The organism is Vibrio sp. Of14-4 (assembly GCF_022347625.1).
GTDB lineage: Bacteria > Pseudomonadota > Gammaproteobacteria > Enterobacterales > Vibrionaceae > Vibrio > Vibrio pristinus.
Genome location: NZ_JAKRGI010000028.1, coordinates 13,468 through 38,939 on the forward strand (window position 1 = coordinate 13,468; position 25,472 = coordinate 38,939).

19 protein-coding genes and 1 tRNA gene are annotated in these 25,472 nt (G+C 40.6%); 14 read left to right on the forward strand and 6 right to left on the reverse strand.

Translation table 11 applies throughout. The features are described from left to right. Positions 1–12: 12 nt before the first annotated feature. Positions 13–1,008 carry a 2-hydroxyacid dehydrogenase gene (locus tag MHN79_RS19240; RefSeq protein ID WP_239174400.1) on the reverse strand — a complete coding sequence of 332 codons (996 nt, stop codon included), beginning with the start codon at positions 1,006–1,008 and terminating at the stop codon, positions 13–15. Between the two features lie 317 nt (positions 1,009–1,325). Here MHN79_RS19240 and MHN79_RS19245 point away from each other — a divergent pair, with 317 nt between their 5' ends. The 6 genes from MHN79_RS19245 to MHN79_RS19270 all read left to right on the forward strand — a co-directional run bounded on the left by MHN79_RS19245 (position 1,326) and on the right by MHN79_RS19270 (position 9,244). Further along, the gene (locus MHN79_RS19245; RefSeq protein WP_239174402.1) at positions 1,326–2,963 is read left to right on the forward strand and encodes a methyl-accepting chemotaxis protein; all 1,638 of its coding nucleotides are present in this window, start codon (positions 1,326–1,328) and stop codon (positions 2,961–2,963) included. A 60-nt stretch (positions 2,964–3,023) separates the two neighbouring features. Then, positions 3,024–3,542 (forward strand): NUDIX hydrolase, encoded by a 519-nt coding sequence (locus MHN79_RS19250; protein ID WP_239174405.1) that lies wholly within the window; start codon positions 3,024–3,026, stop codon positions 3,540–3,542. A 147-nt stretch (positions 3,543–3,689) separates the two neighbouring features. Beyond that, positions 3,690–5,507 (forward strand): extracellular solute-binding protein, encoded by a 1,818-nt coding sequence (locus tag MHN79_RS19255; RefSeq protein WP_239174407.1) that lies wholly within the window; start codon positions 3,690–3,692, stop codon positions 5,505–5,507. A 15-nt stretch (positions 5,508–5,522) separates the two neighbouring features. After that, complete coding sequence (locus MHN79_RS19260) at positions 5,523–6,611, forward strand: microcin C ABC transporter permease YejB (RefSeq protein WP_152432039.1); 1,089 nt, start codon at positions 5,523–5,525, stop codon at positions 6,609–6,611. Further along, the gene (locus MHN79_RS19265) at positions 6,612–7,649 is read left to right on the forward strand and encodes an ABC transporter permease (protein WP_239174408.1); all 1,038 of its coding nucleotides are present in this window, start codon (positions 6,612–6,614) and stop codon (positions 7,647–7,649) included. A 2-nt stretch (positions 7,650–7,651) separates the two neighbouring features. Continuing rightward, positions 7,652–9,244: an ABC transporter ATP-binding protein gene (locus MHN79_RS19270; RefSeq protein WP_239174410.1), complete on the forward strand. Its 1,593-nt coding sequence runs from the start codon at positions 7,652–7,654 to the stop codon at positions 9,242–9,244. A 39-nt stretch (positions 9,245–9,283) separates the two neighbouring features. Here the strand turns inward: MHN79_RS19270 and MHN79_RS19275 are convergent, their stop codons facing one another. Continuing rightward, positions 9,284–10,081 (reverse strand): transporter substrate-binding domain-containing protein, encoded by a 798-nt coding sequence (locus tag MHN79_RS19275; RefSeq protein ID WP_160930770.1) that lies wholly within the window; start codon positions 10,079–10,081, stop codon positions 9,284–9,286. A 101-nt stretch (positions 10,082–10,182) separates the two neighbouring features. On the opposite strand from MHN79_RS19275, the gene MHN79_RS19280 reads away from it, so the two are divergent. Then, positions 10,183–10,599, forward strand: coding sequence for an RNA-binding S4 domain-containing protein (locus tag MHN79_RS19280; RefSeq protein WP_239174412.1), 417 nt, complete (start codon positions 10,183–10,185; stop codon positions 10,597–10,599). An 81-nt stretch (positions 10,600–10,680) separates the two neighbouring features. Here MHN79_RS19280 and MHN79_RS19285 read toward each other — a convergent pair whose 3' ends face one another. The 3 genes from MHN79_RS19285 to MHN79_RS19295 all read right to left on the reverse strand — a co-directional run bounded on the left by MHN79_RS19285 (position 10,681) and on the right by MHN79_RS19295 (position 14,686). After that, a complete protein-coding gene (locus MHN79_RS19285) occupies positions 10,681–10,869 on the reverse strand; it encodes a hypothetical protein (RefSeq protein ID WP_114786331.1) in 189 nt (62 codons plus the stop codon). Positions 10,870–10,908: 39 nt separating this feature from the next. After that, positions 10,909–13,266 carry a fatty acid cis/trans isomerase gene (locus MHN79_RS19290; RefSeq protein WP_239174414.1) on the reverse strand — a complete coding sequence of 786 codons (2,358 nt, stop codon included), beginning with the start codon at positions 13,264–13,266 and terminating at the stop codon, positions 10,909–10,911. 187 nt (positions 13,267–13,453) lie between these two features. Continuing rightward, positions 13,454–14,686, reverse strand: coding sequence for an OFA family MFS transporter (locus MHN79_RS19295; RefSeq protein ID WP_239174416.1), 1,233 nt, complete (start codon positions 14,684–14,686; stop codon positions 13,454–13,456). A 283-nt stretch (positions 14,687–14,969) separates the two neighbouring features. On the opposite strand from MHN79_RS19295, the gene MHN79_RS19300 reads away from it, so the two are divergent. Further along, positions 14,970–16,415, forward strand: a complete 1,446-nt coding sequence (locus MHN79_RS19300) for a sensor domain-containing diguanylate cyclase (RefSeq protein WP_239174418.1) — start codon at positions 14,970–14,972, stop codon at positions 16,413–16,415. 122 nt (positions 16,416–16,537) lie between these two features. After that, positions 16,538–16,612: transfer RNA gene (locus MHN79_RS19305), tRNA-Gly, on the forward strand. Positions 16,613–16,814: 202 nt separating this feature from the next. Here MHN79_RS19305 and MHN79_RS19310 read toward each other — a convergent pair. Continuing rightward, complete coding sequence (locus MHN79_RS19310; protein WP_239174420.1) at positions 16,815–17,654, reverse strand: hypothetical protein; 840 nt, start codon at positions 17,652–17,654, stop codon at positions 16,815–16,817. A 101-nt stretch (positions 17,655–17,755) separates the two neighbouring features. On the opposite strand from MHN79_RS19310, the gene MHN79_RS19315 reads away from it, so the two are divergent. The 5 genes from MHN79_RS19315 (at position 17,756) to MHN79_RS19335 (ending at position 25,096) form a co-directional block, all read left to right on the forward strand. Then, positions 17,756–19,663 (forward strand): ATP-binding protein, encoded by a 1,908-nt coding sequence (locus MHN79_RS19315; protein WP_239174422.1) that lies wholly within the window; start codon positions 17,756–17,758, stop codon positions 19,661–19,663. A gap of 55 nt (positions 19,664–19,718) precedes the next feature. Then, positions 19,719–20,573, forward strand: a complete 855-nt coding sequence (locus MHN79_RS19320) for a hypothetical protein (protein ID WP_239174425.1) — start codon at positions 19,719–19,721, stop codon at positions 20,571–20,573. A gap of 718 nt (positions 20,574–21,291) precedes the next feature. After that, positions 21,292–22,311, forward strand: coding sequence for a BspA family leucine-rich repeat surface protein (locus MHN79_RS19325; RefSeq protein ID WP_239174428.1), 1,020 nt, complete (start codon positions 21,292–21,294; stop codon positions 22,309–22,311). Positions 22,312–22,561: 250 nt separating this feature from the next. Beyond that, complete coding sequence (locus MHN79_RS19330; protein ID WP_239174431.1) at positions 22,562–23,680, forward strand: BspA family leucine-rich repeat surface protein; 1,119 nt, start codon at positions 22,562–22,564, stop codon at positions 23,678–23,680. A gap of 300 nt (positions 23,681–23,980) precedes the next feature. Then, positions 23,981–25,096 (forward strand): BspA family leucine-rich repeat surface protein, encoded by a 1,116-nt coding sequence (locus MHN79_RS19335; protein WP_239174433.1) that lies wholly within the window; start codon positions 23,981–23,983, stop codon positions 25,094–25,096. Positions 25,097–25,472 lie beyond the last annotated feature (376 nt).

Genomic DNA, 25,472 nt, shown 5'->3' on the forward strand with positions numbered 1-25,472 from the left:
CCACTACAAGATTCAGTCTATCAACTCATTTCCCGATTTAAGTTTGTGGTGAAAAGCATCAATGTTACCTAAAGTAGTATCTGCAATATTGCCGAGAGCCTCATTGGTGAGGAAGGCTTGATGGCCAGTAAATAGGACGTTATGACATGCTGAGAGGCGACGAAAAACATCATCAACAATGATGTCGTTGGATTTATCCCGAAAGAACAAGTCTTTTTCATTCTCATACACATCCAAACCGAGTGCGCCGATTCTGCCCGTTTTTAGAGCTTCAATCGCGGCTGCAGCATCTAATAAGCCGCCTCGACTTGTGTTAATAATCATTACGCCATCTTTCATTTTGTCGAAAGCGGTCTTATCTAAAAGGTGGTAGTTTTCATCAGAAATAGGGCAATGAAGCGTGACGACGTCACTTTTTTCAAACACTTCATCTTTACTGCAATATGTCGCGCCTAGTTCTAGTGCCAATGGGTTTTCGAAAGGATCGTAACAGAGTATATTCATTCCCAGCCCCTTGAGAATGCGCATTGTAGCTATACCTATTTTGCCAGTCCCAATAACTCCAACCGTTTTTTGGTGGAAGTTGAATCCAACGAGTCCTTCGAGTGAAAAATTGGCATCGCGAGTACGTTGATATGCTTTGTGGAAACGTCGGTTAAGGGACATCATTAAGCCAACGGTGTGTTCGGCCACCGACTCAGGAGAGTATGCCGGTACTCTGACTACTTGAATACCTAGGTTCTTAGCTGTTTCTAAGTCGACTCGATCAAAGCCAGCACATCGCATTGCGATGAGCTCAACACCTTGTAATGACAACTCATTTAAGACTGGAGCAGACAAGTCGTCGTTTACAAAAGCACAAACGACTTTACATCCATGAGCCATTTTTGCGGTTTTTTTAGTGAGCGGAAAATCATGAAAATGCAGTTCAAAGCCAAATGGCTTGTTGGCTCTGTTGAAAGACACTTCGTCATACGACTTAGCGCTGAATAGGGCGACATCTAACATATGGACCTCTAAAGTTTTCAATGAGGAAAAATCTAGTCATATTGAAGCGCGAAAATGTCAAAAGTTAAAGTAATTATTATCGATAAAAGGTTAACCCTATCTCAATAAATTGCTTGTTTACACTTATAGTTGCAGTGTTATTTTTATTATTAATACTAAATATGTATAAATTCTGCCCAAATTCTCCTTCAACATCATAATTTACTGCTAAATTATTAGAGACAAAATAAATAGCTCTTGGCTTAATTATCATTAGGTTAGGTGGGTGTTGTAGCTAGGCGCTGAAAGTATCTATTTTCTGGCTAGGGTATATAAACATGATCACAAAGAAGCTATCCGAGGTGTCTATTGCGACACGGGCATGGTCCATACTAGGCCTATTTGCCATTGGGCTGCTGGCAAACACAGCTCTTAATATTGATAAATCTCGTGAACACATGCGAGACAACTACGAACGTGGAGTATCGACACTGGTTGAGGCAGCTTCTGGTGTTGCAAAGCATAATTACCAACAATATAAATCTGGCCTTATTTCAGAAAGTGAGGCGCAATCTCGCACTTTAAAGACAATATCGGCGATGAGATTTGACGGCAACAACTATGTTTTTGTCGTTAGTCGAGAAGGTTTACAACTTGCTTCTGGTGTGGAGTCATTAATCGGTAAGAACATCATTGGGCTTCAAGATAGTACAGGACGCTACTTTGTTCAGGACCTGTATACGCTTGCTCAAAATGGCGGTGGTTTTGTTGATTACTACTGGAAAAATCCTGATTCTACCACTGCAGATCTCAAAACAAGCTATGCGCTCATTTTTCAACCATGGGGTTGGATGATTGGCTCTGGAATGAATATGCTTGCTTTAAAAGAGGATACACGCAGTTCTGAGGTAGCCTCAATCAGTTACGCTATAGGTATTTTAATCTTATTGTCCGTGGTGATAGGTTTCTTTATTAAAACCATTACTACACCGCTCAACCGTACTGTAAATGCAATGAAAACTTTATCTAAAGGTGAAGGTGACTTAACTCAGCGTTTAGAAGAAGAAGGCAGTCGAGAACTGGTAGATTTGGCTCGTTACTTCAACCAATTTGTTGAATCGGTTCAGAATATTATGCTCAATATCAGTGATGCGGGTAGTGAAGTATCTAGTGCTGCAGGTCAGCTATCTAGGTCGGCACTGCATATTGATCACAGTCTTAATCAGCAGCAAAGCGATGTCGAAACATTAGCGAGCGCAATGACTGAAATGTTGGCAACCGTTGAGGAAGTGGCGGCGCGAACAGTAGAAGCCAATGATGCAAGTCGTATGGCAGCAAAAGAGGCGAATCATAGTCATGAGATCATCAATAAAAATGTTGGTGGTGCTAATGAACTTGCTGGTGAAATACAGTCTGCCAGTCAAGTTGTTCAGCAGTTGGCATCCGATGCTCGTAATGTTGATACGGTTTTAGAAGTAATTCGTGGTGTCGCTGAGCAAACCAATCTATTGGCACTTAATGCAGCCATTGAAGCAGCGAGGGCAGGGGAACAAGGCCGTGGTTTTGCTGTAGTCGCAGATGAAGTGAGAAGTTTGTCGCTAAGAACACACGAATCAACGCTTGAAATTCAGAACATTGTAGAGAAGCTTCAATTGGGCGCCGAGAATGTTGTCAAAGTGATGGACCATGGGACAGAGAAAGCAACCAATGCTTCTGAGTTGTCGAGTCAAGCAGGAGTAGCAATTAGCAAGATTAACCAAGAAGTTCACACCATAGAGGAAATGAACCAACACATTGCTACTGCCGCTGAAGAACAGACACTTACTGTTAATGAGATGAACCGAAATATGGTAAGCCTGAATGATATGGCATCTTCTGTATCAGCAGAATCGGCTCAGATGGCAAGTGCCAGTACAGAACTTGATCGTGTGTCTGATAATTTAATTTCTATGATTCATCGCTTTAAGCTTGCTTAGATTGAGGCCCTAAGCTGATGTGGTAGAATCGACTTAGCTCGAACCTAGTTTAATTTATTGATGAGACACTTAAAAACATCTATACATCCCGATATTAACCACTTGGATCACAAAGTTATCATTCAAAGGAAAGCGGCGCGAGCAATAGTGGTTAATGGAGAGGAAATTCTACTGTTATATACACAGTGTTATCATGATTACTCCATTCCCGGTGGTGGAATTGATGATGGAGAAGACATCATTGCGGGTTTGGTGAGAGAGTTAACAGAAGAAACCGGTGCTCGAAATATTCATAGCATCAAGCCTTTTGGTATTTATGAAGAATTTCGACCATGGTACAAGCCAGAAGCTGATGTTATTCACATGCATTCCTATTGTTATACCTGCAAGGTAGACCTTGAGTTTGGAAAACCTTCCTATGAAGATTACGAAATAAAAAACGGGATGAAAGCCATGTGGGTCAATATTCATGAGGCGATTGCGCATAACGAAAAAACCATGACTAGCAGCCCTAAAAAAGGTATGAGCATTGAGCGTGAAACCTACCTTTTACACCTCATTGCCAAGGAAATGATGTAGTACGCATGTTTTTTTTGACATGATTTATAGTTGGCGTTGCGGCACATTTTTGTTGCGAACATTTCTCCGGCTGTTGTATAAGTGCCTATACTTATCTAAGTAACTGAATTAATAATAGTATACTTAATGTTGGGAAGAATACTGCCTATGACGCCAATACGCCGCATTTTCTTAGGAGCTCTACTTGTTAGCGTAGGCTCTATCGCACAAGCTAAAGTCATTGAATCAACCAACTTAGTAGGATTCGGTAAAGCTAAGTACCCTGATGGTTTTACGCATTTTGATTATGTTAATCCTAATGCGCCTAAATATGGCAAGGTTACCTACGGCCAGATAGGAACTTACGATAACTTCAATCGCTATGCATCAAGAGGTGTTGCTGCTGCCGCAACAGGCGAACTCTACGATTCTTTGATGTACTCTCCCAGTGATGAAATCGATGCTTATTATCCCCTAATCGCTCAAAGAGTCCGATATTCAGATGATTACACTTGGCTTGAGCTAGATATTAATTCCAAAGCCCGCTTTCACGATGGAGAACCAATTACCGCCGAGGATGTCGCTTTTACTTTTGATAAATTTATGAAAGAAGGAGTCCCTCAGTATCGAGCTTACTATAAAGATATCAAGTCTGTTAAGGCAAAGAATAAGCACACAGTTCGGATAGAAATGGCAACGCCAAACAGGGAGAAACTCTTTAGTTTTGCCCAATCTACCCCAGTACTGCCAGAACATTTTTGGAAAGATAAGTCTTTTTCAGAGCCCATATCCACGCCGCCAGTGGGCAGCTCAGCCTATAAAATCATCGATTATAAAATTGGGCAGAGTGTCACTTATGGATTAGTGGAAGATTATTGGGCGAAGGATCTTCCTGTCAATATTGGGCGACACAACTTTAAGCAGATTCAGTACGATTATTATCGAGATGATACTGTCATGCTAGAAGCATTTAAAGCGGGTGAGTTTGATTTTCGTCTTGAGACATCGGCAAAGTACTGGGCTAACTCCTACACAGGAAAAAACTTTGATAAAGGTTTTATTACTAAAGAGGAAATTCCCCATCAAAAGCCCGAAGGTACGGCTGGGTTTGTTTTTAATACTCAAAGGGAAATATTTAAAGATCCGTTAGTGCGAGAAGCTCTTAGTTATGCAATGGACTTTGAGTGGATGAACAAGAACATGTTCTATGGTCAATACTCTAGAACCCGCAGCTATTTTCAAAACACGGATTACGAGGCAAAGGGGTTACCCAGTGAGCAAGAGCGTAAAGTTTTAGAGCGGTTTAAAAATCAAATACCTCCACGGGCACTAACACAAGAATTTGAACCGCCGAAGACAGATGGCTCTGGACGAATTCGAGCTCAGATGAGAGTCGCTTTCAAACTATTGAAAGAGGCCGGCTGGGAGCTAAAAGATAAAGTTCTTACTAACATTAAGACCGGTGAACCGTTTCGTTTCGAGTTAATGATTTACAGCCCGACTGATGAACGGATTGCGATACCCGTTCAAAAGAACATGAAGCGAATGGGTATTGAGATGAAAATTCGCACTATTGACACTACGCAATACACAAAGCGATTAAGAGACAGAGACTTTGACATGATTTCCAGAGGGTATTCGGCTAACCCATACCCGAGTCCAAATTTGATGATTATATGGAACTCAAACTATATCGACTCTACTTATAATTTTGCAGGAGTTATGGATCCTGTTGTGGATAGCTTGACAATGGAGATTGCTCAAAAGCAGCAAGATCCGGATGCTTTGCTTGCATTAGGTCGTGCATTGGATCGAGTCTTACAGTGGAATTTTTACATTATTCCACAATGGCATGTAAGTAAGTACAGAGTGGCTATGTGGGATAAGTTTGATCGCCCGGCTACTTTGCCTAAGTACGACTTAGGCATTGATACTTGGTGGATATCGAAAGAGAAAGCTGCGAAATTGCCGGAAAAGCGTCGTTAGCAAAGAGGGTTAAGCATGACCGCGTATATTTTTCGCCGATTACTGTTAGTGATACCCACTTTGTGGGCGATAATCACGATTAATTTTTTTATTATCCAGATCGCTCCAGGCGGTCCTGTTGAACAGGCTATTGCACAACTTGAAGGATTTGACTCAGGGATAATGGAGCGTTTCTCTGGTGGTGGCAGCGAAGTTTCTCTGGATATTGGTAGCGATACTAGTCCGAGTGGCTACAAGGGTTCAAGAGGGTTAGACCCAGAAGTTGTCGAGGAAATCAAAAAGCAGTTTGGTTTTGACAAGCCGATTCTAGAGCGTTACTTCACTATGTTAAAAGATTACGCCACCTTTAATTTTGGAGATAGTCTCTTCAAGGGTGGTAACGTGATCGACTTAATCGTTGAGCGCCTTCCTGTATCTATTTCCCTAGGGCTGTGGAGTACATTGATTATTTATTTCATCTCAATCCCATTAGGTGTAATGAAAGCGATACATCACGGTTCAAGATTCGATATTTGGTCGAGTGCAGTGGTTATAGTGGGTTATGCAATTCCGGGGTTTTTGTTTGCCATCATACTGATTATATTATTTGCGAGTGGTAATTATTTTAGCTGGTTCCCACTGCGTGGCCTTGTTTCAAGCAACTTTGATCAAATGCTTTGGTACGAGCAAATTATCGATTACTTCTGGCACTTGACCTTGCCGATTCTGGCTATGGTGATAGGTGGATTCGCTACGTTAAGTATGCTGACTAAAAATTCATTTTTGGATGAAATCAACAAGCAGTATGTTGTGACAGCTAGAGCTAAAGGCTTGGATGAAAGCAGCATTCTTTACAAGCATGTTTTTCGTAACGCGATGCTGATCATTATCGCTGGTTTTCCCGCAGCGTTTATCAGTATTTTCTTCACCGGTTCAATGTTGATTGAAGTCATGTTTTCGCTTGAAGGTATAGGTTTACTTGGCTTTGAATCAACGATTCAGCGAGACTATCCGGTGGTCTTTAGTTCACTCTACATTATGACATTACTGGGATTGATTTTGAGTATTATCTCAGACTTAACATACACTTGGGTCGACCCCAGAATAGACTTCGAGGCCCGTTAAATGCAAAAAAGCAAAACGGCTAACCCGTTAAATCAAGCACGTTGGCAAAGGTTTAAAGCGAATAAGCGTGGCTTTTGGTCGCTGTGTATCTTTATGGTTTTGTTCACACTCAGTCTGTTTGCGGAGCTAATTGCCAATGATAAGCCCATATTAGTAGACTATGACGGCGCTTGGTACTTCCCTATTGTAACCCAATATTCTGAAACTGTATTTGGTGGTGAGTTTGAGACCGAAGCCGATTATACCGATCCTTATGTTGCAGAGCTGATAAAAAACAAAGGTTATATGGTATGGCCCCTGATTCGTTTTAGCTATAGCACGATCAATTACGATATTGCTGGCTCAGTTCCTTCTGCACCGGATAATGTTAATTGGCTTGGTACCGATGATAAAGGTCGTGATGTATTGGCGCGTATTATTTATGGCTTTCGTATCTCAGTACTATTCGGGCTTATTCTTACTTTAGTATCAAGCGTCATTGGCGTTATTGTTGGTGCAACTCAGGGGTATTATGGTGGCTGGTTAGACTTGTTTGGTCAACGTTTCATCGAAGTATGGTCTGGGATGCCAACTTTGTTTTTACTCATCATCTTATCCAGTTTTGTTGAACCTAATTTCTGGTGGTTATTAGGCATTATGGTGCTATTTAGTTGGATGAGTCTAGTTGGTGTTGTGAGGGCTGAGTTTTTACGTTGTCGAAATTTTGATTATGTAAAAGCAGCACTGTCAATGGGCGTCAGCGATAGTCGAATTATGAGAAGGCACATGTTGCCAAATGCGATGGTAGCTTCTCTAACAATGATGCCATTTATCCTCTCGGGATCGGTCACAACACTCACATCTCTCGATTTTCTTGGTTTTGGTTTGCCTGTTGGATCTCCCTCTTTAGGAGAGTTGCTGGCTCAGGGCAAAGCCAACTTACAAGCCCCTTGGCTTGGTTTCTCTGCTTTCTTGGTATTGTCAATCATGCTCACCTTACTGGTTTTTATCGGTGAAGCGGTGCGAGATGCCTTTGACCCTCATCATCAAGGTAGATAGTCATGGCGAAAGACATACTCACGTTGAACAACTTGTCGGTAGGATTTGGTGTTGGTAACGAGATAAACAAAGTCACGAATAAAGTGTCTTTTACTATTTCTAAAGGAGAAACCCTTGCGTTAGTTGGTGAAAGCGGATCTGGAAAATCAGTGACGGCCAATTCAATACTTAAGCTTCTTCCCAAAGGTTCTTCTCATTATCTTGAAGGTACTATCAACTTTGATGGTATTGATATACTGAACTGCTCTGAACGCGAACTGAGAGGGATACGCGGTAATCGTATAGGGATGATTTTCCAGGAGCCGATGGTATCTCTTAACCCTTTACATAAAGTGGGGAAACAGTTGGTAGAGACACTGGCGATACATAGTGGTGTTCGTCAGACGCAAGCAGAAAAATTAGCCGTTGAATGGCTACAAAAAGTGGGCATCCGTTATCCTGAAGTGAAGATTAATGCTTATCCTCATGAATTATCTGGTGGGGAAAGACAAAGAGTCATGATAGCAATGGCTTTGATAAACAAACCAGAACTATTAATTGCTGATGAACCAACCACTGCGCTTGATGTGTCTGTGCAAGCGCAAATATTGGAATTATTGAGAGATTTGCAAAAAGAACTTGGAATGGCGATGCTGTTTATTACCCATGACCTGAGCATAGTTCGCCGAATTGCAGACAAAGTTGCGGTAATGCAAGATGGACAGATAGTTGAACAGGCTGATTGTTATTCGCTATTTTCTGCGCCTGAGCACCCTTACACACAAACACTGATTCACTCGGATCCTCGAGGACTACCTGTCGAAGTCGCAGAAGATTCAGAGAGTCTTATCAAAGTAGACAAATTAAAGGTTTGGTTTCCTGTAACTGGAGGTCTATTTAAAAGAGTGGTCTCTCATATCAAAGCGGTGACAGATATGGACTTTGACCTGAAACGAGGTCATTCAATGGGTATAGTCGGTGAAAGTGGGTCTGGTAAATCTACTACTGGTATGGCTATTTTGCGTTTAGTGAACTCTGAAGGCTCCATCTGCTATGAACGACACGAGTTACAGGGATTGAACCGGAAGGAGATGTTACCTTACCGCAGTAAAATGCAGGTGGTGTTTCAAGACCCATTCTCCGCGCTTAATCCTAGAATGTCTGTTGCACAAGTGATAGGTGAAGGGCTATACGTTCATCATGACTTTGATGAATTAACCATCGACAAAATGATTTGTGAGGCAATGGAAGATGTTGATTTAGACCCTGAAACTCGCCACAGATACCCCAATGAGTTTTCAGGCGGGCAGCGTCAAAGGATTGCAATAGCACGGGCTTTGGTACTTAAACCTGAATTCATTCTACTCGATGAACCCACATCATCACTTGATCGAACGGTTCAAGCTCAGGTTCTTGAGCTTCTGAAATCTCTTCAGCAGAAATACGCTTTAACCTACTTGTTTATAAGTCATGACCTTAATGTTGTTAAATCCCTTTGCCACCATACGATTGTAATGAAGCAAGGGCTTATCGTTGAGAGTGGAAGAACAGATCAGCTTTTTGAAAGTCCTAAACGTTCCTACACACGTAAGCTGGTCGAGCTTTCAAGTTTCTAGGTGCTGATAGCACAGGGGTTCGGGGGGAAATAAAGTGTGTTATAGATCTTTTTCTAAGTAAGCTTTGACAATAACTTCAATTTCCCCCTTTTCTTTCAACTGCATGAGAATAGAGTTAAATGTTTCTACAAAGTCGTCTTTGTAAGGGTATTTCTCAGGTTGGATCGTGGTAAAGCCTAAGTACCCTTGCTCTGCACTCACTACGGCTCCTAATGTGAGTTTCCAATCTTCTGGCAGTAGTCCATCAGTTGTCATACGTTTTATTTCCCAGAGAATAGATAGTCGGTCGTTCATGTAACAATCAATTTTCTTTTCATATAGTTTTAGCAAGCTTGGCCTGCTCCCTTTTGCTTCAGAAACGGTTATTTTGCCTGCTTTCACTGCATTCCAAAACTCGTTTCCACCGAGCGCAAAAGCCTCATTTACGCCTATAGTCAGACCGAGATAGTCCGATGGCCAGTTACTTAATGGGCGATCTTGTACGCTGTCATTGTTGCAAAATACAACAACCTCTTCGTTCAAAATGGGCTTTGAATACGGAGATATGTAAAGGCGTTTATCAGCATAATAATAGGGAGGGAATAAGGCGAAGCCGCGCCCGGACTTGAGCATTTTTAGCCCACGCTTCCAAGGGATGGGTACAATTTTTATCTTATAGCCTGGCATGTCTTCAAACACTCGACGAAGAATGTCGCTGTATATCCCTCTCGCGATGCCATTTTCTACGTAGCTGTATGGTGGATAAGCGTCGTCACCATATACCAAAACTTTCACCGGTGGCTCGAAAGCAACGGCTCGCCACGAGAGTAAAAGTAGAATGAGTGTCCATTTGAGCAAAGTTCGTCCCTTTAATGTGCTCTTTCTATGTTTAACTTTAGTTTATTTATTGAAGGTTAGGCATTAGACTTTGCGTTTTCGCCATTTAATTAAAGCAAAACATGACAGAAGACGACAAAAATACTCAAGAAATTGAAATAGAAGCGATCGGAGTAGAGGTATCAAGTGAGCCTATTGAGCTGTATAAGGTGTTTAAATTAGCTAATTTAGTCGGTGGCGGAGGTGAAGCAAAACACATCATCTCTGAGGGTTATGTTGCTGTCAATGGTGAACTTGAAACTCGTAAACGTCGCAAAATGTATCATGGAGATGTTTTTGAGTTTAACCAAGAGTTCTATGTGGTTATCTGTGATGCTGAGAACTCGGAGTATGAAAGCACAGTCAGTGAATCCGTGACAGAGGAAGTTCGTCATGAGGCCACAAAACCACAAGTGAAGCCAGAAAAGGCTGACAGCAAGAGAGCAAACTCGAGCAAAAAGAAGAATAAGATTGGTCGCTCAGATATCGATTTTTTCTAGCGGTAGGTTTTGCAAGATAGAGTAAATGCAACCAACATGGCTAACATAGAAAAAGCCCCGTTTTGTACGGGGCTTTAATCGTTAATACCAAAGGTCTTCTGGGGGTATCTTACTTTCAGGTGCATAGGAATCATCATCGAGTGGATGCTCGGCCTTGCCTCGCAAACTCTCTAGCTGATGCTCAAGCATTTGGACAGTGTCGTAATCACCCTCTGAGCAAGCGATGTATATTTGCTGCTCGATAGCTCGAATACTATCTCGAATACTCATGCCCTACCTCCTGCGCTGTTAAACGCTTGGCCGAATAGTTTACCTATTCTCAAAACGATTATAGTCAAGGAGACCAAATTCGATAGGCTGATCTTTCTTATACCACTGGTGAATTTTGTCACTGAAAGACCAAAATTCAGTTGAGCTTCTTCGGATCGCAAATTTATCCAATAACTTAACGTAATCTTGCTCCTGTTTGACCTGTGCAATCATGTTTACCAATAATGGGATTTCTTTTTCACTGAGTGATAAGAAAGCAGCAGGGTAGCTACCCAGAATGCCGCGAACCAACGTGAAGTCATCGTTATCAAAATCTCTGTTTCTTTGCTCATCAAATAGACTGGAGATATTGGTATGGGCATTATTGTGCAAGAGAGTAAAGACCTGACTTTGGCCTGATTCCGACTCTATCTGCAGTATTATAATCTGAGGGAAGTAACGGATACCTCCTCCTTTTAAGTCATCAATGGTTGCGAGTGCTTGTTCACTTTCAGGAGATAGTCCGGTTTGCTCAATAGCATAACGATTATGGAGTACTGGAGAAAGCTGTGTTTGTAGAATGTTATACAGCTCTTTTTTTGGATTATCGGTCTGATAGGGAACCTGACTGGGTTGATTAAAAGGTTTAACGTTACGTTGTAAGAAGTCACTTAACTGAGCACTTTGGTCCTCATACCAGCTTGACTGTTCGACATGGCGAATGTCTTTGGGCAACAGGGTGACAAAATTACTTTCCCCTTCTAAGCGAAGAAAATCCATAAACATACGGGTCATAAGTTGATGACCAAAGTTGCCATACACGTCAAATCCAGCGACGAGGAGATAGTGGATACGTTCAATCAGCGCATAGTCAAGAACCCACGCGGTTTTGGGCGGTTTACCTACCAAACCTTGAACGACGGATGCACTATCAAAGTGCCTAAAGACAGTGAGTGCAGCATTTGGGTTGGTTCCATTGCCTGTCCAAATCACATCGGTTGTGAGATTTTGGCCGTCTTTAAACCACTTATTAATAAATTCAGACTTTGCTTCTAAGTAACGAGCTTGCTGCCGAGAATAAGAGACCCAGTTGGTAATCGGCACGGTATTACTCTCCAGTTCCCCCGGCAGCTTCAAATTATCGGCTTGTGAGCGATAAAACTCGTTGACTTCGGGTATGTCCGATTTATCAGGATCCAAGAAAAATACCCAGAAACGGTCATTAATAACATTTAATGCCAACTGTCCACGACATACAGGACCTTTTATGTAGGCGTTTATTGTATTTTGTGCATTGTCCAGCATGAACTTAAAACGAGCTTTAACGGGTAGGTCTATAAAAGCTGTCATGGGATTGGCTGCAACTTCGACTGAGTAGTCAGGTAATTTTGCCACATCATACTTGGAGTCGATAAACCATTTTTTCCAGTTAGCCAAGCGTTGTTTATTGAGTGCAAAGGGCATATGGGTCTTATCAACAATGGTGGATTCTACAGGAATCAACCGGTAATAAACGCGCTCGGTTTTAGGGTCATCATATGGACGTCGAGTTGTAATCCGCTTGATGGGTTGTCCAGGTGGCGTTGTAGAGCGGACCAGTGTAAAGAAACGAGGGGTCGACTCTTTAAGATCAGCGAAATACAAATGTGATAGGAAAAGATGTTCGTATATGTACCTAGCCATTAGCTGTACTTTACGCGGACTGGCGTTTAAGAATTTCTCATATTTATTAACCAGAACATCTTGCTCTGAGGTCAAGGGTAGAGGAGCGTTCATGAGCGCTCCATCTTGTAGCCAAGACATTAATGTTGAATACTCTGCTGATGTTAGATTAGGCATGCCGTAAGGCATTCCCCAATCGGGATATTCGCTTTCATATTCCGCATATTCCTCGATAGTGGGGCACTGCTGTTCGCGATCAATAGAAAAATCGAACCCCTCTAATTGAGTTTGCATAGGTAAAGGGTGCGCTTGTTTTTGCATTAACATTTTTGCCATCAGCCCAGCTTCTATATTGGCAGTAGGCGATTGTGTTCGCTCATTCAAGACAGGATTAAAATCAAAGTCTCTCCATTGAGAGGTGCTTTGAGCATCTTCAAATAATCGAGTGGGTGTTGCAGCGGTTAGTCGTGTACCTTGATAAATAAGAGCTTTGCTAGACCCGCGATCAATACCAGCTGTGGAGGATAGTTTCAGTTGGCAAGGAGCGTCATAACATGCGTGACATACTACGCAGCGGTTATCAATAATAGGCTTTACTTGGTCGAGAAAGAAGTCACTAGATGGGCTGGATGCCTCTACAAGCCTTTCCCTCGGTTGCGCATAACCAAAGAGTTTGTCGTAATTGAGACTCGCATAGGTTGCACAGCCTGCAAAGAGTGTAATAAGAGATAAAATAAAGAGTTTACGCATATTCATGTGAAAAATAGCAGCCCAGATCAGTTCAATTATTGCAATTAAAGGATACTTAATTAGCCAGCAAATAACCAACCAAAGTCGTTGAGCTCTATAATTTTGACGAGATTTTACAAGACGTTCACAGAGACTAAAAAGGCTTAACAATGAAGTTAAGCCTTTTGTAATTTAGAGCGACATCAAAGGGGCGTTAGGCTTTTTTCAGTCGTCCGAGTTTTGCCATAGAGATTGGTTTGGTAAACAGTGCTAAAGCAATACAGGTTGCCATCATGAAGGCCGAAATTGTGTACGCAAGGCTATAGTTTTCAACATTGGACATTGAGAAGCCAACAACCGCCGCACCTATAGCACCGCCAATCCCCCATGCTGTATACAGCACACCATAGTTAGTACCGTAGTTTCTAAGACCATAGAATTCTGCTGTTATGGTGGGGAATACCGCTAGCAATGTACCGTAGCCTACCGCAGCAACTGCTGTTCCTAGGATTAATGTGAACTCGCTATTAAACGTAGCAAACATAACCATGTTAATGCCCTGTAGAATAAACGCCAGAAGCAATGTTCTTATTCCGCCAATCTTATCGGCCAGTAACCCTGCGACGACACGCCCACCGGAGTTGAATATCGCGAGAATTGAAGCGAGATAAACGGCATTTGGTAAATCTGCTTGTATGCTTGCGATAGTCGTGATGTTACCAATGATCATTAGACCAACTGATGCTGCAAAGGCATACATAATCCAAAGAGAGTAGAATTGAGGCGTCTTTAGCATGGACTTCCAAGTTAAGTCACTATCATGAGCACTTGGGTTTGTAGACTGGCTGGTTTTATTATATGGTGAGGCGGGTGCATAATCTGCCGGAGGATTACTGATTGTAGCTGCAAGAGGAACGGTGATCACCAATATGCCAATGCCAAGAATAATAAAGCTTGTTTGAATCCCCATGCTATCTATCAGAGATGAGGTAAGCGGAGCGAGATAAATAGCAGCAAGGCCAAAACCAGCAGCAATTAATCCATTAACCATGCCTTTTTTCGATGAGTGAAACCATTTCATCGCTGATGGTGAAAGACAAGCATAGCCAAAGCCAATCCCTGCCCCCGTCATTACACCGAATGTGATATTTAACATCAGTGGTGAATTTGCAAAGCCAGATGCAATCATACCTAAGCCTGTTAGGATGGTCCCAAGAATCAGGATCTTACGTGGTCCCATTTTGTCTTGTAGGATCCCCGCGATAAGAAGACAAATTGAAAAGGTAATGGTTGCAATAGCGTAGGGGGATGAGGCTTCTGCTGCACTCCATCCCGATTCTGTCACTAACGCTTTGTTGAAGACACTCCAGGCATATAGGATGCCAAGACAAAGGTTGATACAGAACCCTGCTAGTAGTATTCGTGTCGCTTTATCAATCTTGCTCATTTTACTTCTCATTTTACCTCTGTCTGTGAGAGGTTTGTTTTATGGTTTTTTTCAAATTTATTTAGTGTTTATCAACACAAAACATAATGGGCGCGGATTATACCCAATATTGAGGTGATTTAAATCTATTTTTTGTGTGGATTAATATCGGTACGAAAAGAGTTAAACCTTGCGTTAAATAAAGTTCTTATCGAGCGAGCGTGGTAGGCAGCAAACTGGCAGACAGGTCATTAGTGTCTAATATTATAATTATCATTATTGGTCTGGGCTAGTGGGCGCAAACTTGAGTAAACATGCCGTAATACTATATCACTCAAAAATCAAACAATTTCTGTACAAGGGTGCCTTATTAGCTCAGCTTAGCTTACTGAATATCACCTTGTTGTTTTCCCCTGTATCAGTTGCAAGTCAAGAGAATACAGAGTCACGCACTTTGATTGTGACCAACTCAAAAGCGTGGAAGCCCTTTTCTTATCTAGACGACGATCAGCAACCCGCTGGGATATTGATTGACTACTGGCAACAGTTTGCCAAGCACAACAATGTCGAGATTGAATTTCTTTTATTAGATTGGAATGACTCACTTGAGGCAGTACGCACAGGAAAAGCAGATGTGCATGCAGGACTACTCTGGTCTGAAGGAAGAGAAGCCTATCTAGATTACACCCCAGAGATCATCACTATTGACACTCAGATGTACATAAATCGAGATTTAATAGGTCTTGACCTCAATGACTTTATGTTGGGTAAGCATAACTATAAAGTGGGAGTAGTAACGGGCGGATACGAAGAAGAATTTACTCGCAACAATTACCCTAATCTTCAACTTGTGTCATTCAACAATAACCAGAAAATGATTGATGCGGCATTTAAGGGAGAGATCTCCGCTTTTGTTGCGGATTTACAAGTCGGAAATTTCTATCTTTTGACAAGCAACCAGCCCAACGCTTTCATTGGTGTGAGAAATCTCTACTCAGGAGACTTGAGAGCTGCGGTTAAAGAGGGTAATAAAGCGTTACAAGATAGGATAATCAAGGGGCAGGAAACGATTACCACAAGTGAGAAGCAGCGCATTTTGAGTCGTTGGATGCACATTAATACTGTCTACCCGGCTTATTTGGCGCCGATTCTCATTGCGATTGCTGTGGGTGGTGCGATCCTCTATATATTTGCATTGAGGTATTCGGTGCGCATGAAAACTCGTGAGTTAGCCTTGGCCAATGAAGAGCTAAAGAAACTCTCTGAGACGGATTCATTGACAGGGCTGAGTAATCGTCGACATTTCGTTTCCGAGTTTCAACAGCGTATTGAGATGCAGGGTGACGTATGTGTCATTATATTTGATATTGATGACTTCAAATCAATAAATGACAACTACGGACATCAGGTCGGTGATCATGTCATTAAAACGGTTGCAGAGGCGGTACGTGAAAAAGTCGGATCGGACCAACTTTTGGGCCGTATCGGTGGTGAGGAGTTTGCCCTTGTGATGAACAACCAAGATGAGCTGCGAGTAAAAGAAGTCTCCCACGCTATTTGTGACTTAATTCGAAATCTAGACTTTAGCGACAAGCTTCCCTATCAGGTTACCGTCAGCTTAGGATGCGCATATTACCCAACGGCACATCAGGATATACATCTTTCAGATGCTGACCAACTAATGTATCAAGCGAAAGCACAAGGGAAGGACCAAGCGGTTGTGCATAACATGGAAAAATCACATTCTTGAACGCCGGTAGAGGTTAAACTTTTACCACTTTGCGCACAAAGAAAGCAAACAAAACTGTTTGGCGAAGAAAAACCTTTTCTTTTCAAATTACTGTGGCATATTATACCTGTCTCCACGATGATGCGTGCATCGTATAATGGCTATTACCTCAGCCTTCCAAGCTGATGATGCGGGTTCGATTCCCGCTGCACGCTCCAATCAAAAATCTAGTTCAACCCACTCTCCGCTCATTTAAACTTCGTATCTAACACTTTGATGCTACTGCTTTTCTCTTTCGCGTCAAAATCAAGCTCTATTGATCTAGCTCCCACATACCCCAATTAGTTTGTTATCCAAAGCACATTCATAGCGTGATGCATTTGTCGTCGATAAATCGATGGTTTTAGTGAAAGAACTGGCTTACGGTACGTACCACCATTTGTTGTCGATGGCCTTGAACCCTTCTGTTAGCGTTGGGCTTGGAATACGAATATGAGTTCGCTCTGCTAAGTTGGCTTTGGTAAAAGCATCACTTGAGAAAGGATGGTTGATCAATAACTCTTGTAAGCTCCCGTCCTCAAATGCGGCCTCTAGGCCTTTGTGCATCACGTCAGATAACTCGGTATCGTTATTGCGGATATAGAAAAATCGACCATAGGGGTAAATCAGAACCAGTTGGTTCTCGACCGCCAGTTGCTTTTGGCTTCCGCGATAGGTTTCAAGGAATTGATGTACTTCTGTTGCACCCAGTGGAAATAAGTCGAACCGTTTTCCACCAACCATTTTGATTAAGATCTCAATGCGTGGTGCAGTAGTCACTTTCAGTCCCGAAGCTTCCAAGATTCGAATGTCTCCCCATCCTTGTCCTTGCCCCATAACAAATGGGCTCAGTTGAGATACATTCTTAACATTCTCAACTTTTTCCTGTGTATCTTGATGAATAATAAACAAACGCCATCCGGTCAAACCTAAATCTATGGGTAGGTAGATAGGTTTAAAACGCCCGTCTAAGGTCTCATCAAAACCAGTATCAAAAATATCGAGCTGGCCATTTTCAACAAGCTGCCGCGCTCGATTTTGATTAACTTCATTAGAGTCGACAATTGCTGTCATGTCAGAGCCTGATTTTTCAATCGCCAGTTTCAGCATGGCGAGCCCTATCGATTGTTGACCTATGCCATCAAGGTTGGGGTAACGAATTTCTCTTGCAAAGACGGCACTAGCGATGATAGACAATAGCAATAGAGTGATCATCTTCATGTTGAGTTTCCAAATTTTTTAACTGAGTTTTAGTATAGTTATTTGTCAGTAACCCTCCAGTTCACACTATAATTGATAGACATCTTTCTAGAGATTATTTAATGAGTAAAAGGTACGTCAGCAGGATAGGGCGTCGTGTGTTGCTAATTTTAGTCGTCATTAGCAGTGTGATAACCCTGACTACTACCGGGTTGCAGCTGTATTTGGACTATGATAGAGAATTTAGTGACGTTGAATCGACGCATCAAGAAATCAAGCAGGTTTACTCTGGGCTGCTTGCCACCTCACTGTGGTTCTATGATATCCCGTCATTACAAAAAAGGCTTGAGGAGCTGACGACTCTACCCAAAGTTGATTATCTCGAAGTCGGTCTTGATGGAGAGGTAATATCATCTGGAATAAAGCCAGAGGGAAGCCATGTTACAAGTCGGTTTGAAATAAAGTACTTTGACCAAAATACGGATTTAGAAGCAACGGTAGGAGAGCTTTCTGTTACCTCCAACTCGGAAAAAATTTATCACTTTCTACTTCAGCAGTTTTTCATCAGCCTCCTACTCAATGCGGTGAAAACCTTCCTGGTGTGCAGTATTTTATTTTGGGTATTCCATAAAAGTATTAATGCGAGAGTTATCAGTATTGTCAAATACCTACGACATTATTCGCCACGTTATGCAACCTCTAATTTACAGATGAACAATAAACATTGGACGATCGAGGACACGGACGAACTCAGTTGGGTTGCTGATGAAATTAATAAGCTTACTTGTACTTTTACTAAGTTGTATCAAAGCATTAAAGCTGAGCAAGAAAAGCTACAAGATTTTACCTATGTGTCTTCTGACTGGCTATGGGAAACTGACAATACACATAGGTTGACTTTTTGTTCTGATCCGATGAGAGCTGCGTTGGGTATCGGCGAAGACAAGATACCTGTTGTTCATAAAATTCAAGGGTTAAATAGATCGTTAAAACTACAAGAAAAGCTTGAACAAAAGAAAAGCTTTTCAATGTGCCAAGATGAAATTGAATTTGATGGTAAGGCTTATTACTTCGTTTTCCAAGCCATTGCTAAATACAGTGGTGATATTTTTGTTGGTTTTCGAGGTACAGCAATAAATGTTAGTGAGCTGAAACAAGCGCAGCTTGAGTTAGAAAAGCTTAATCATTCACTCGAAGCGACTATCGCTATGCGAACGCAAGCTTTGCAAGAAAGTTTAAGAGAACTTGAAAGTACTCAAGAGAAACTTGTCGAATCTGAAAAAATGGCGGCTTTAGGTGGCTTAGTCGCTGGTGTGGCCCATGAGGTAAATACACCACTTGGCATTGCGGTAACGGCTACTTCATTGGTTGAAGATAGTTTAAATAAGCTCAGTAATAGCTTTGACAATCAGACATTGACCAGTACAGAGTTTACTAGTGAAAGCCAGATCATGGATAAAGGCCTTTCTATGCTTAAAGCGAATCTAGAGCGTGCTTCTATCTTGATCAAAGACTTCAAAAATACGGCGGTTGATCATATATCAGAAAATCAGTCTGAGTTTAATATTCGTCAGATGTTAGAAGCAGTGGTAGTGAGCCTTGAGAGTGAGACGAAAAAAGTCCCAGTAAGCATCGAGTTGATAGGTGAAAGGGAAATTACAATCAATAGTTTATCTGGTGTTTTAACTCAAGTGATGAGTCACTTGATCCTTAACAGTGTTTACCATGCGTTTGAACAAACCAGTAAACCTGCCAATATTTTGATTAGCTACCAGCAGTCTGAGCATGGCATCACTTTTTTGTACCAAGATAATGGGCAGGGCATTGCTTTAGAAGACCAGCAAAAAGTCTTTGAGCCTTTTTACACGACTAAACGAGGGAGTGGTGGCTCTGGGTTGGGTCTTACGCTGGTATACAATTTAGTCAATCAAAAACTAAAAGGAGAGATCCTGCTGGAATCGAATATTGGTAATGGTGTGCGCTACAAAATAACCTTGCCCAAATCCTTGTCGAAAGAAACCACTCAGTAAACCATTATCTACAAGCTAAACTGTATAGTTGATAGTTTGAAGAAGGAAAGCAAAAATGATGAAGGATATAGGTAAGCTCGGCATAGTGATTGCTCTTTTTATCTGCAGCACTTTTGCCTCTGCTCAAGAGGTTAAATACCCAAATATTGATGGAATTGGTAAAGAATCTATAGGTCTAGCCGTATTGGAGTTAGCGCTTAGTAAGTCTGGTACTGACTATACGGTGACTGTAGATAAACGCAGCGTCAACCAAAATAGAGCACGTAGTATGGTTGAATCTCGGGAGTTAGATGTGTTTGACACTGGGTTTCAAAAAGACTTAGAGCAGAGGTTTTTACCTATCTATCTGCCACTAGAAATGGGTTTACTGGGCTGGAGGGTACCTATTGTTCATCGTGATACAGAGGCACAGCTTAGTAACGTTAAAAATTTAGAACAACTCACTAAATTCAGTGTTGGTCAGGGGCAAGGTTGGGGAGATATTCCAATATTAAAGAATGCTGGTTTTAAAGTTGTCACAGCGTCTAAAATTGAAAAGTTGATTAAAATGGTTGATGGACAACGTTTCGATCTATTTCCTCTGGGTGCAACAGAAGTCTATCAATTTTTAGATAAATTCGGAGCTGGTAGCAATAATTTAGTCGTGGACTCAAATGTTACTATTGTTTACCCCTATGGCCGATTTTTCTACGTTACTAAAGATAATCTTAAACTTGCAGATGCCATCACGACGGGGATGGAAAATGCTCTAGCCGATGGTAGCTTGCTTAATTTATTAAAACAACATCCGTTTTCTAAGGACGCGTTTGACAAGGCAAATCTAACCAATCGTGTCAGAGTTGATATTGACAGCCCAGATACCAAAGAAAGCTTTGGTCAAATTGATAGCCGTTGGTGGTATACCCCTTAGTGGTTGTAGTAAGCAGAAATATTATAGCTAAGGGCGTATTGTTTAAGCTTTATCGCGGTTGTGACAGGTCAAAATGCCCTTAGTTATCTCCCTACGCCAAGCCAGTTATTATTATATCAATTTCGTTCTAGTGAACGTCTTAATGACGAGTATATGTCAACCAATCCCTATAAATAGTGTGATTGACCCCCGCCTTTTGGGTCTTGGATGCGTTTAACCTGAAATATCACTTTCTTTTACATGCGGTATAAATATAACTGATGGATTTGTTTATAAAAATACTAATTTAACAATAATGAAACAAAGATAGTTGTATTTACATTGTTGCCACTTTTTCATGTGTTCTAATAGGAGCATAAAAGAAAAAAGTGGTGCGCTATTTCAAACGGCTTTGTACGGCTTAACTATGACATTGCTAGTTTGACTTAGTGGTAGTGGGGATATGGTTTCGAACCGCCTCGAGAATAGTAACCACAACGTCACTCAATTGTGTAGGACTCAGACCAGATACATAAATGGTTTGTGTACCAAGGACAGGTTTTTAGTCAGAGCATTTCTCGTCAAATGACCAATTATGGAAAGTATGTTTTTCAGGGTGACCTGCGTAAGCAGAATTTACCACGTGCATAGCCTAGCGACAGGTGCATTTGATGGAGGATTGCCTGCATCACATCCTCGTATTTTCTCAACAACGTCGATTCGTACTAGGAAAAAAATAATGATAAATACAATAACGTCAGTGATCTTTGGAGCGGCTGCACTTGTTAGCCATAATGTTTACTCGCTTGATATAGCTGTAAAATGCCCGGACGAACCTATTAACACTATGATGTTAGTGAACGATCAGGTATATGTTGTGGTTGATAACAACCTTATCCATAGTAAAGCTTTACTGGATAACTTAGAGCAAGGCAACATCCGTTTTTGTACGACTCAAGTGACCAATATGTCCTCTTTATTTAAAGGAAGAAAAAGTTTTAATGCCAAGATTGGAGACTGGGATACATCAAACGTTACCGATATGTCTTCTATGTTTTATTGGGCCGAGTCTTTTAACCAAGATATCAGTCGCTGGGATACGTCAAACGTGACTACGATGCGAGAAATGTTTTTTGGTGCGAAAACATTTAATAAAACGATTGGTCATTGGGATACGTCAAGTGTTACAGATATGGACTCAATGTTTTCTTGGGCTAGCGCATTTAATCAAGACATCGGCTATTGGGATACTTCTAAAGTGGTTAGTATGGCTTGGATGTTTTTTAGAGCTAAAAAGTTTAATCAAGACATTGGTTACTGGAATACATCTCACGTGAAATGGATGCATTCAATGTTTGGTGGAGCAGAGAACTTTAATCAAGACATTGGCCGCTGGGATACCTCAAATGTGACTAATATGTATGAAATGTTTTATAAAGCAAAGAGTTTTAACAAAGATATCAGTAGATGGGATACGTCTAGAGTATTATCCATGTATCGAATGTTTTTTGGTGCTGTCTCTTTTAATCAAAATATCGGTTATTGGGATACCTCAAATGTGACTCATATGAAGCAGATGTTTGATCATGCGATTAAATTTTCTCAAGACTTAAGTGATTGGAATGTGTCTAAAGTAAGTAATTATAGTGATTTTTCAATAGGTAGTGGTATCGCTACTGTTCAGAAACCTAGTTTTAGTGATTCTCCTTGGTTAAACCAAAATGAATCTGTGTCCAAATATTATACTCTCAACCAATAAACTTGACGAACCCTTACAGATGCCTTGTAAAGGCAAGGCATTTTTCTAGTTGCTTTTTGACTATTAAAATAAATTAATGATTTATATAATAATATTCAGTATTATTAATGTTTAATTTATCTTTTTAACGATAAAAATATCGAACTGATATCTTACTATAAGAATTTTTCCGATAAATTCTCCTCGATTTACTTATCAATATTCCTTTACTAAAATATAATTATATTTTTGTTTGTATAAGGAAGTAAAAATGAAAAATACATATGCTTTATTAGCTTTAGGGTCATTTTTAGTCCTAGGCCAACAGGTCCATGCTTCAGAAATATCAGTTAAATGCTCAAATGACGCGGTGAACTCTATCATCATGAAAGGTGGTATTGAATACTTAGTAGTAGATAATGAACTTATTAAAAATCGACACAGATTATACGATTTAGAACAAGGAAAAATTCGATTTTGTACAACACATGTTACGAGCATGTATAGTGTGTTTTCTTCATCAAAAAAATTTAACGCTGATATAAGTGATTGGGACACATCAAATGTTACAGATATGAGTATGATGTTTTCTCAAGCGCTTGCTTTCAATCAAGATATCGGTAATTGGGATACATCAAAAGTGACTAATATGACTGGGATGTTTGCCAGCGCTGAATCCTTTAATCAAAATATTAGCCACTGGAATACATCTAATGTAAGCGATATGTCTATGATGTTTTCGAATGCTAAGTCCTTCAATCAGAACGTTGGTCGCTGGGATACTTCTAATGTGACAGACATGTCCGATATGTTTAGCTTGGCTGAATCATTTGATCAAGATATTGGTGATTGGGATACCTCGAATGTCGAGCTTATGTCAGGAATGTTTTCATCTGCTCACTCTTTTAATCAAGATATTGGCTCATGGGATACGTCAAAAGTGGTGTCCATGTCTTCCATGTTTGGTGACACTAGGGCGTTTAACCAAAACATAGGCGATTGGAATACGTCTAATGTAACGAATATGATGGCGATGTTTAGCGGTGCTACAGCATTTAATCAAGATATTGGTAACTGGAATACCTCCAAGGTAACAGACGTACAATTTATGTTCTCGGGAGCTAAAGCCTTTAACCAATACATCGGACTATGGGATATGTCTAATGCTACTAATATGATTGGTATGTTTATGGACGCTAAAGAATTTAATCAAAATATCAGTCCATGGGATACATCAAATGTTAAATATATGGCCCATATTTTTGAAGGTGCTTCCAGTTTTTCACAAAATTTGACAAACTGGAACGTTAATAATGTTGAGTGGTATGAAAACTATAGAAAAGGGAGTCGCTTATACAATAATAAAGTACCTTACTCATTCAGGTATTAACTTTTTACTCCATTCTGATAAAAAACCTCGCAATCGCGAGGTTTTTTATTAAAACTATATAAATGAATTATACAGTTTATATCAATATTTTTAGTTCTTATTCGTATCAATATCAAAATACCAGCATTGTGACACCAGTCTATTGTTTTGAATAAAGATTTATCAAGAATAAAATTAATTTATTTTTCACAAACAATTCAAATATAATCATAAAAAACAACAAATTGATGTTCCCCTTATCTAGGGTAAGTTCTACTTATTGATTTATCCAACAGCGTCTATTCAAACTAGGAAATAATAATGATAAAGAAGATTACCTCCATACTTGCTGGATCCTTCGTGCTTACTAGCCAATGCGTATTTGCTATCGATATCTCGGTGAAATGTCCAGATCAACCAATTAATTCGGTACTTATAGAAAAGGGGCAAGTGTATGTTGTGGTAGATAACACACTTATTCGCAACCAAACCATGCTGGATAAACTTGAGCAAGGACACATTGGTTTTTGCACTACCCAAGTGACTAATATGGATATGGTGTTCTTTGAGAAGGCGAGCTTTAATGCGGATATCAGCGACTGGGATACTTCTAATGTTACCAGCATGCACTCGATGTTTTTATATGCAGAGGCCTTTAACCAAGATATTGGCTTTTGGGACACATCGAATGTTGCCACTATGATGCAAATGTTTTCTTTCGCCAAAACCTTCAATCAAGATATAGGCCACTGGGACACCGCCAGTGTCACTGAGATGCAGTCTATGTTTCATAAAGCCCAAGCTTTTAATCAAGATATCGGCCATTGGGATACATCCAAGGTGACCAATATGTTTGGGATGTTTTATCAAGCGGATGCTTTTAATCAAGATATCAGTCATTGGGACACCGCCAATGTAACGAATATGAATAACATGTTTCAAGGCGCTGGCGTATTCAACACCGACATTGGAAGCTGGGATACCTCCAAAGTCACGACTATGGACTACATGTTTAATGGTGCAGAAGCGTTTAACCAAGATATAGGCCACTGGAACACTTCCCAAATCACCAGTATGCAAGGAATGTTTATGGTCGCTTATCGCTTTAACCAAGATATTGGCCATTGGGATATGTCGAACGTTCGTAATATAAACCGAATGTTTCTGGGCAGCTATGCGTTTAATCAAGATATCGGTCACTGGGATACCTCCAAGGTGACCGACATGTCAGGTGCCTTCAATGCGGCGCTTTTATTTAACCAAGACATTGGCCATTGGGATACCTCCAATGTGGTCAACATGAAAGAGATGTTCTCTCAAGCCACTCGCTTTTCACAAGACTTAAGCAATTGGAATGTTAGCCAAGTGACTGAGCATGCAGATTTTGCTAAAGACAGCGTATTGACTGAGGAGCAGCTGCCGATATTTACCCAGTAGCGGGTGATCCTTTTAGACTTATTACTTAGCTTTGAGCCTCGCACAAGCGAGGCTTTATTATATTTTACGCATGAGGCGGTTTATTTTCTCATTTTTAATATTTGTATTATGTAGTTTCAAATAAATGATGAATTTATTTTTTTAAATTATCATTATAAGCTATGTGTAATTGTGATTTTTCTCGATATATTTTTGTTTTATATATGATTATCTTGATTAATTATTACTTTTAAATCGGGTTTTAGTATTATTTCCTCTCATTAAAATAAAAATATAGAAATAATACATCATGAAATTAACGTCTGTTATTTTAGCCTGCATGGCTTTGGGTAGTGCGGCAAGCTTTGCCGTAGAAGATCATACCATTCGTTGTGAT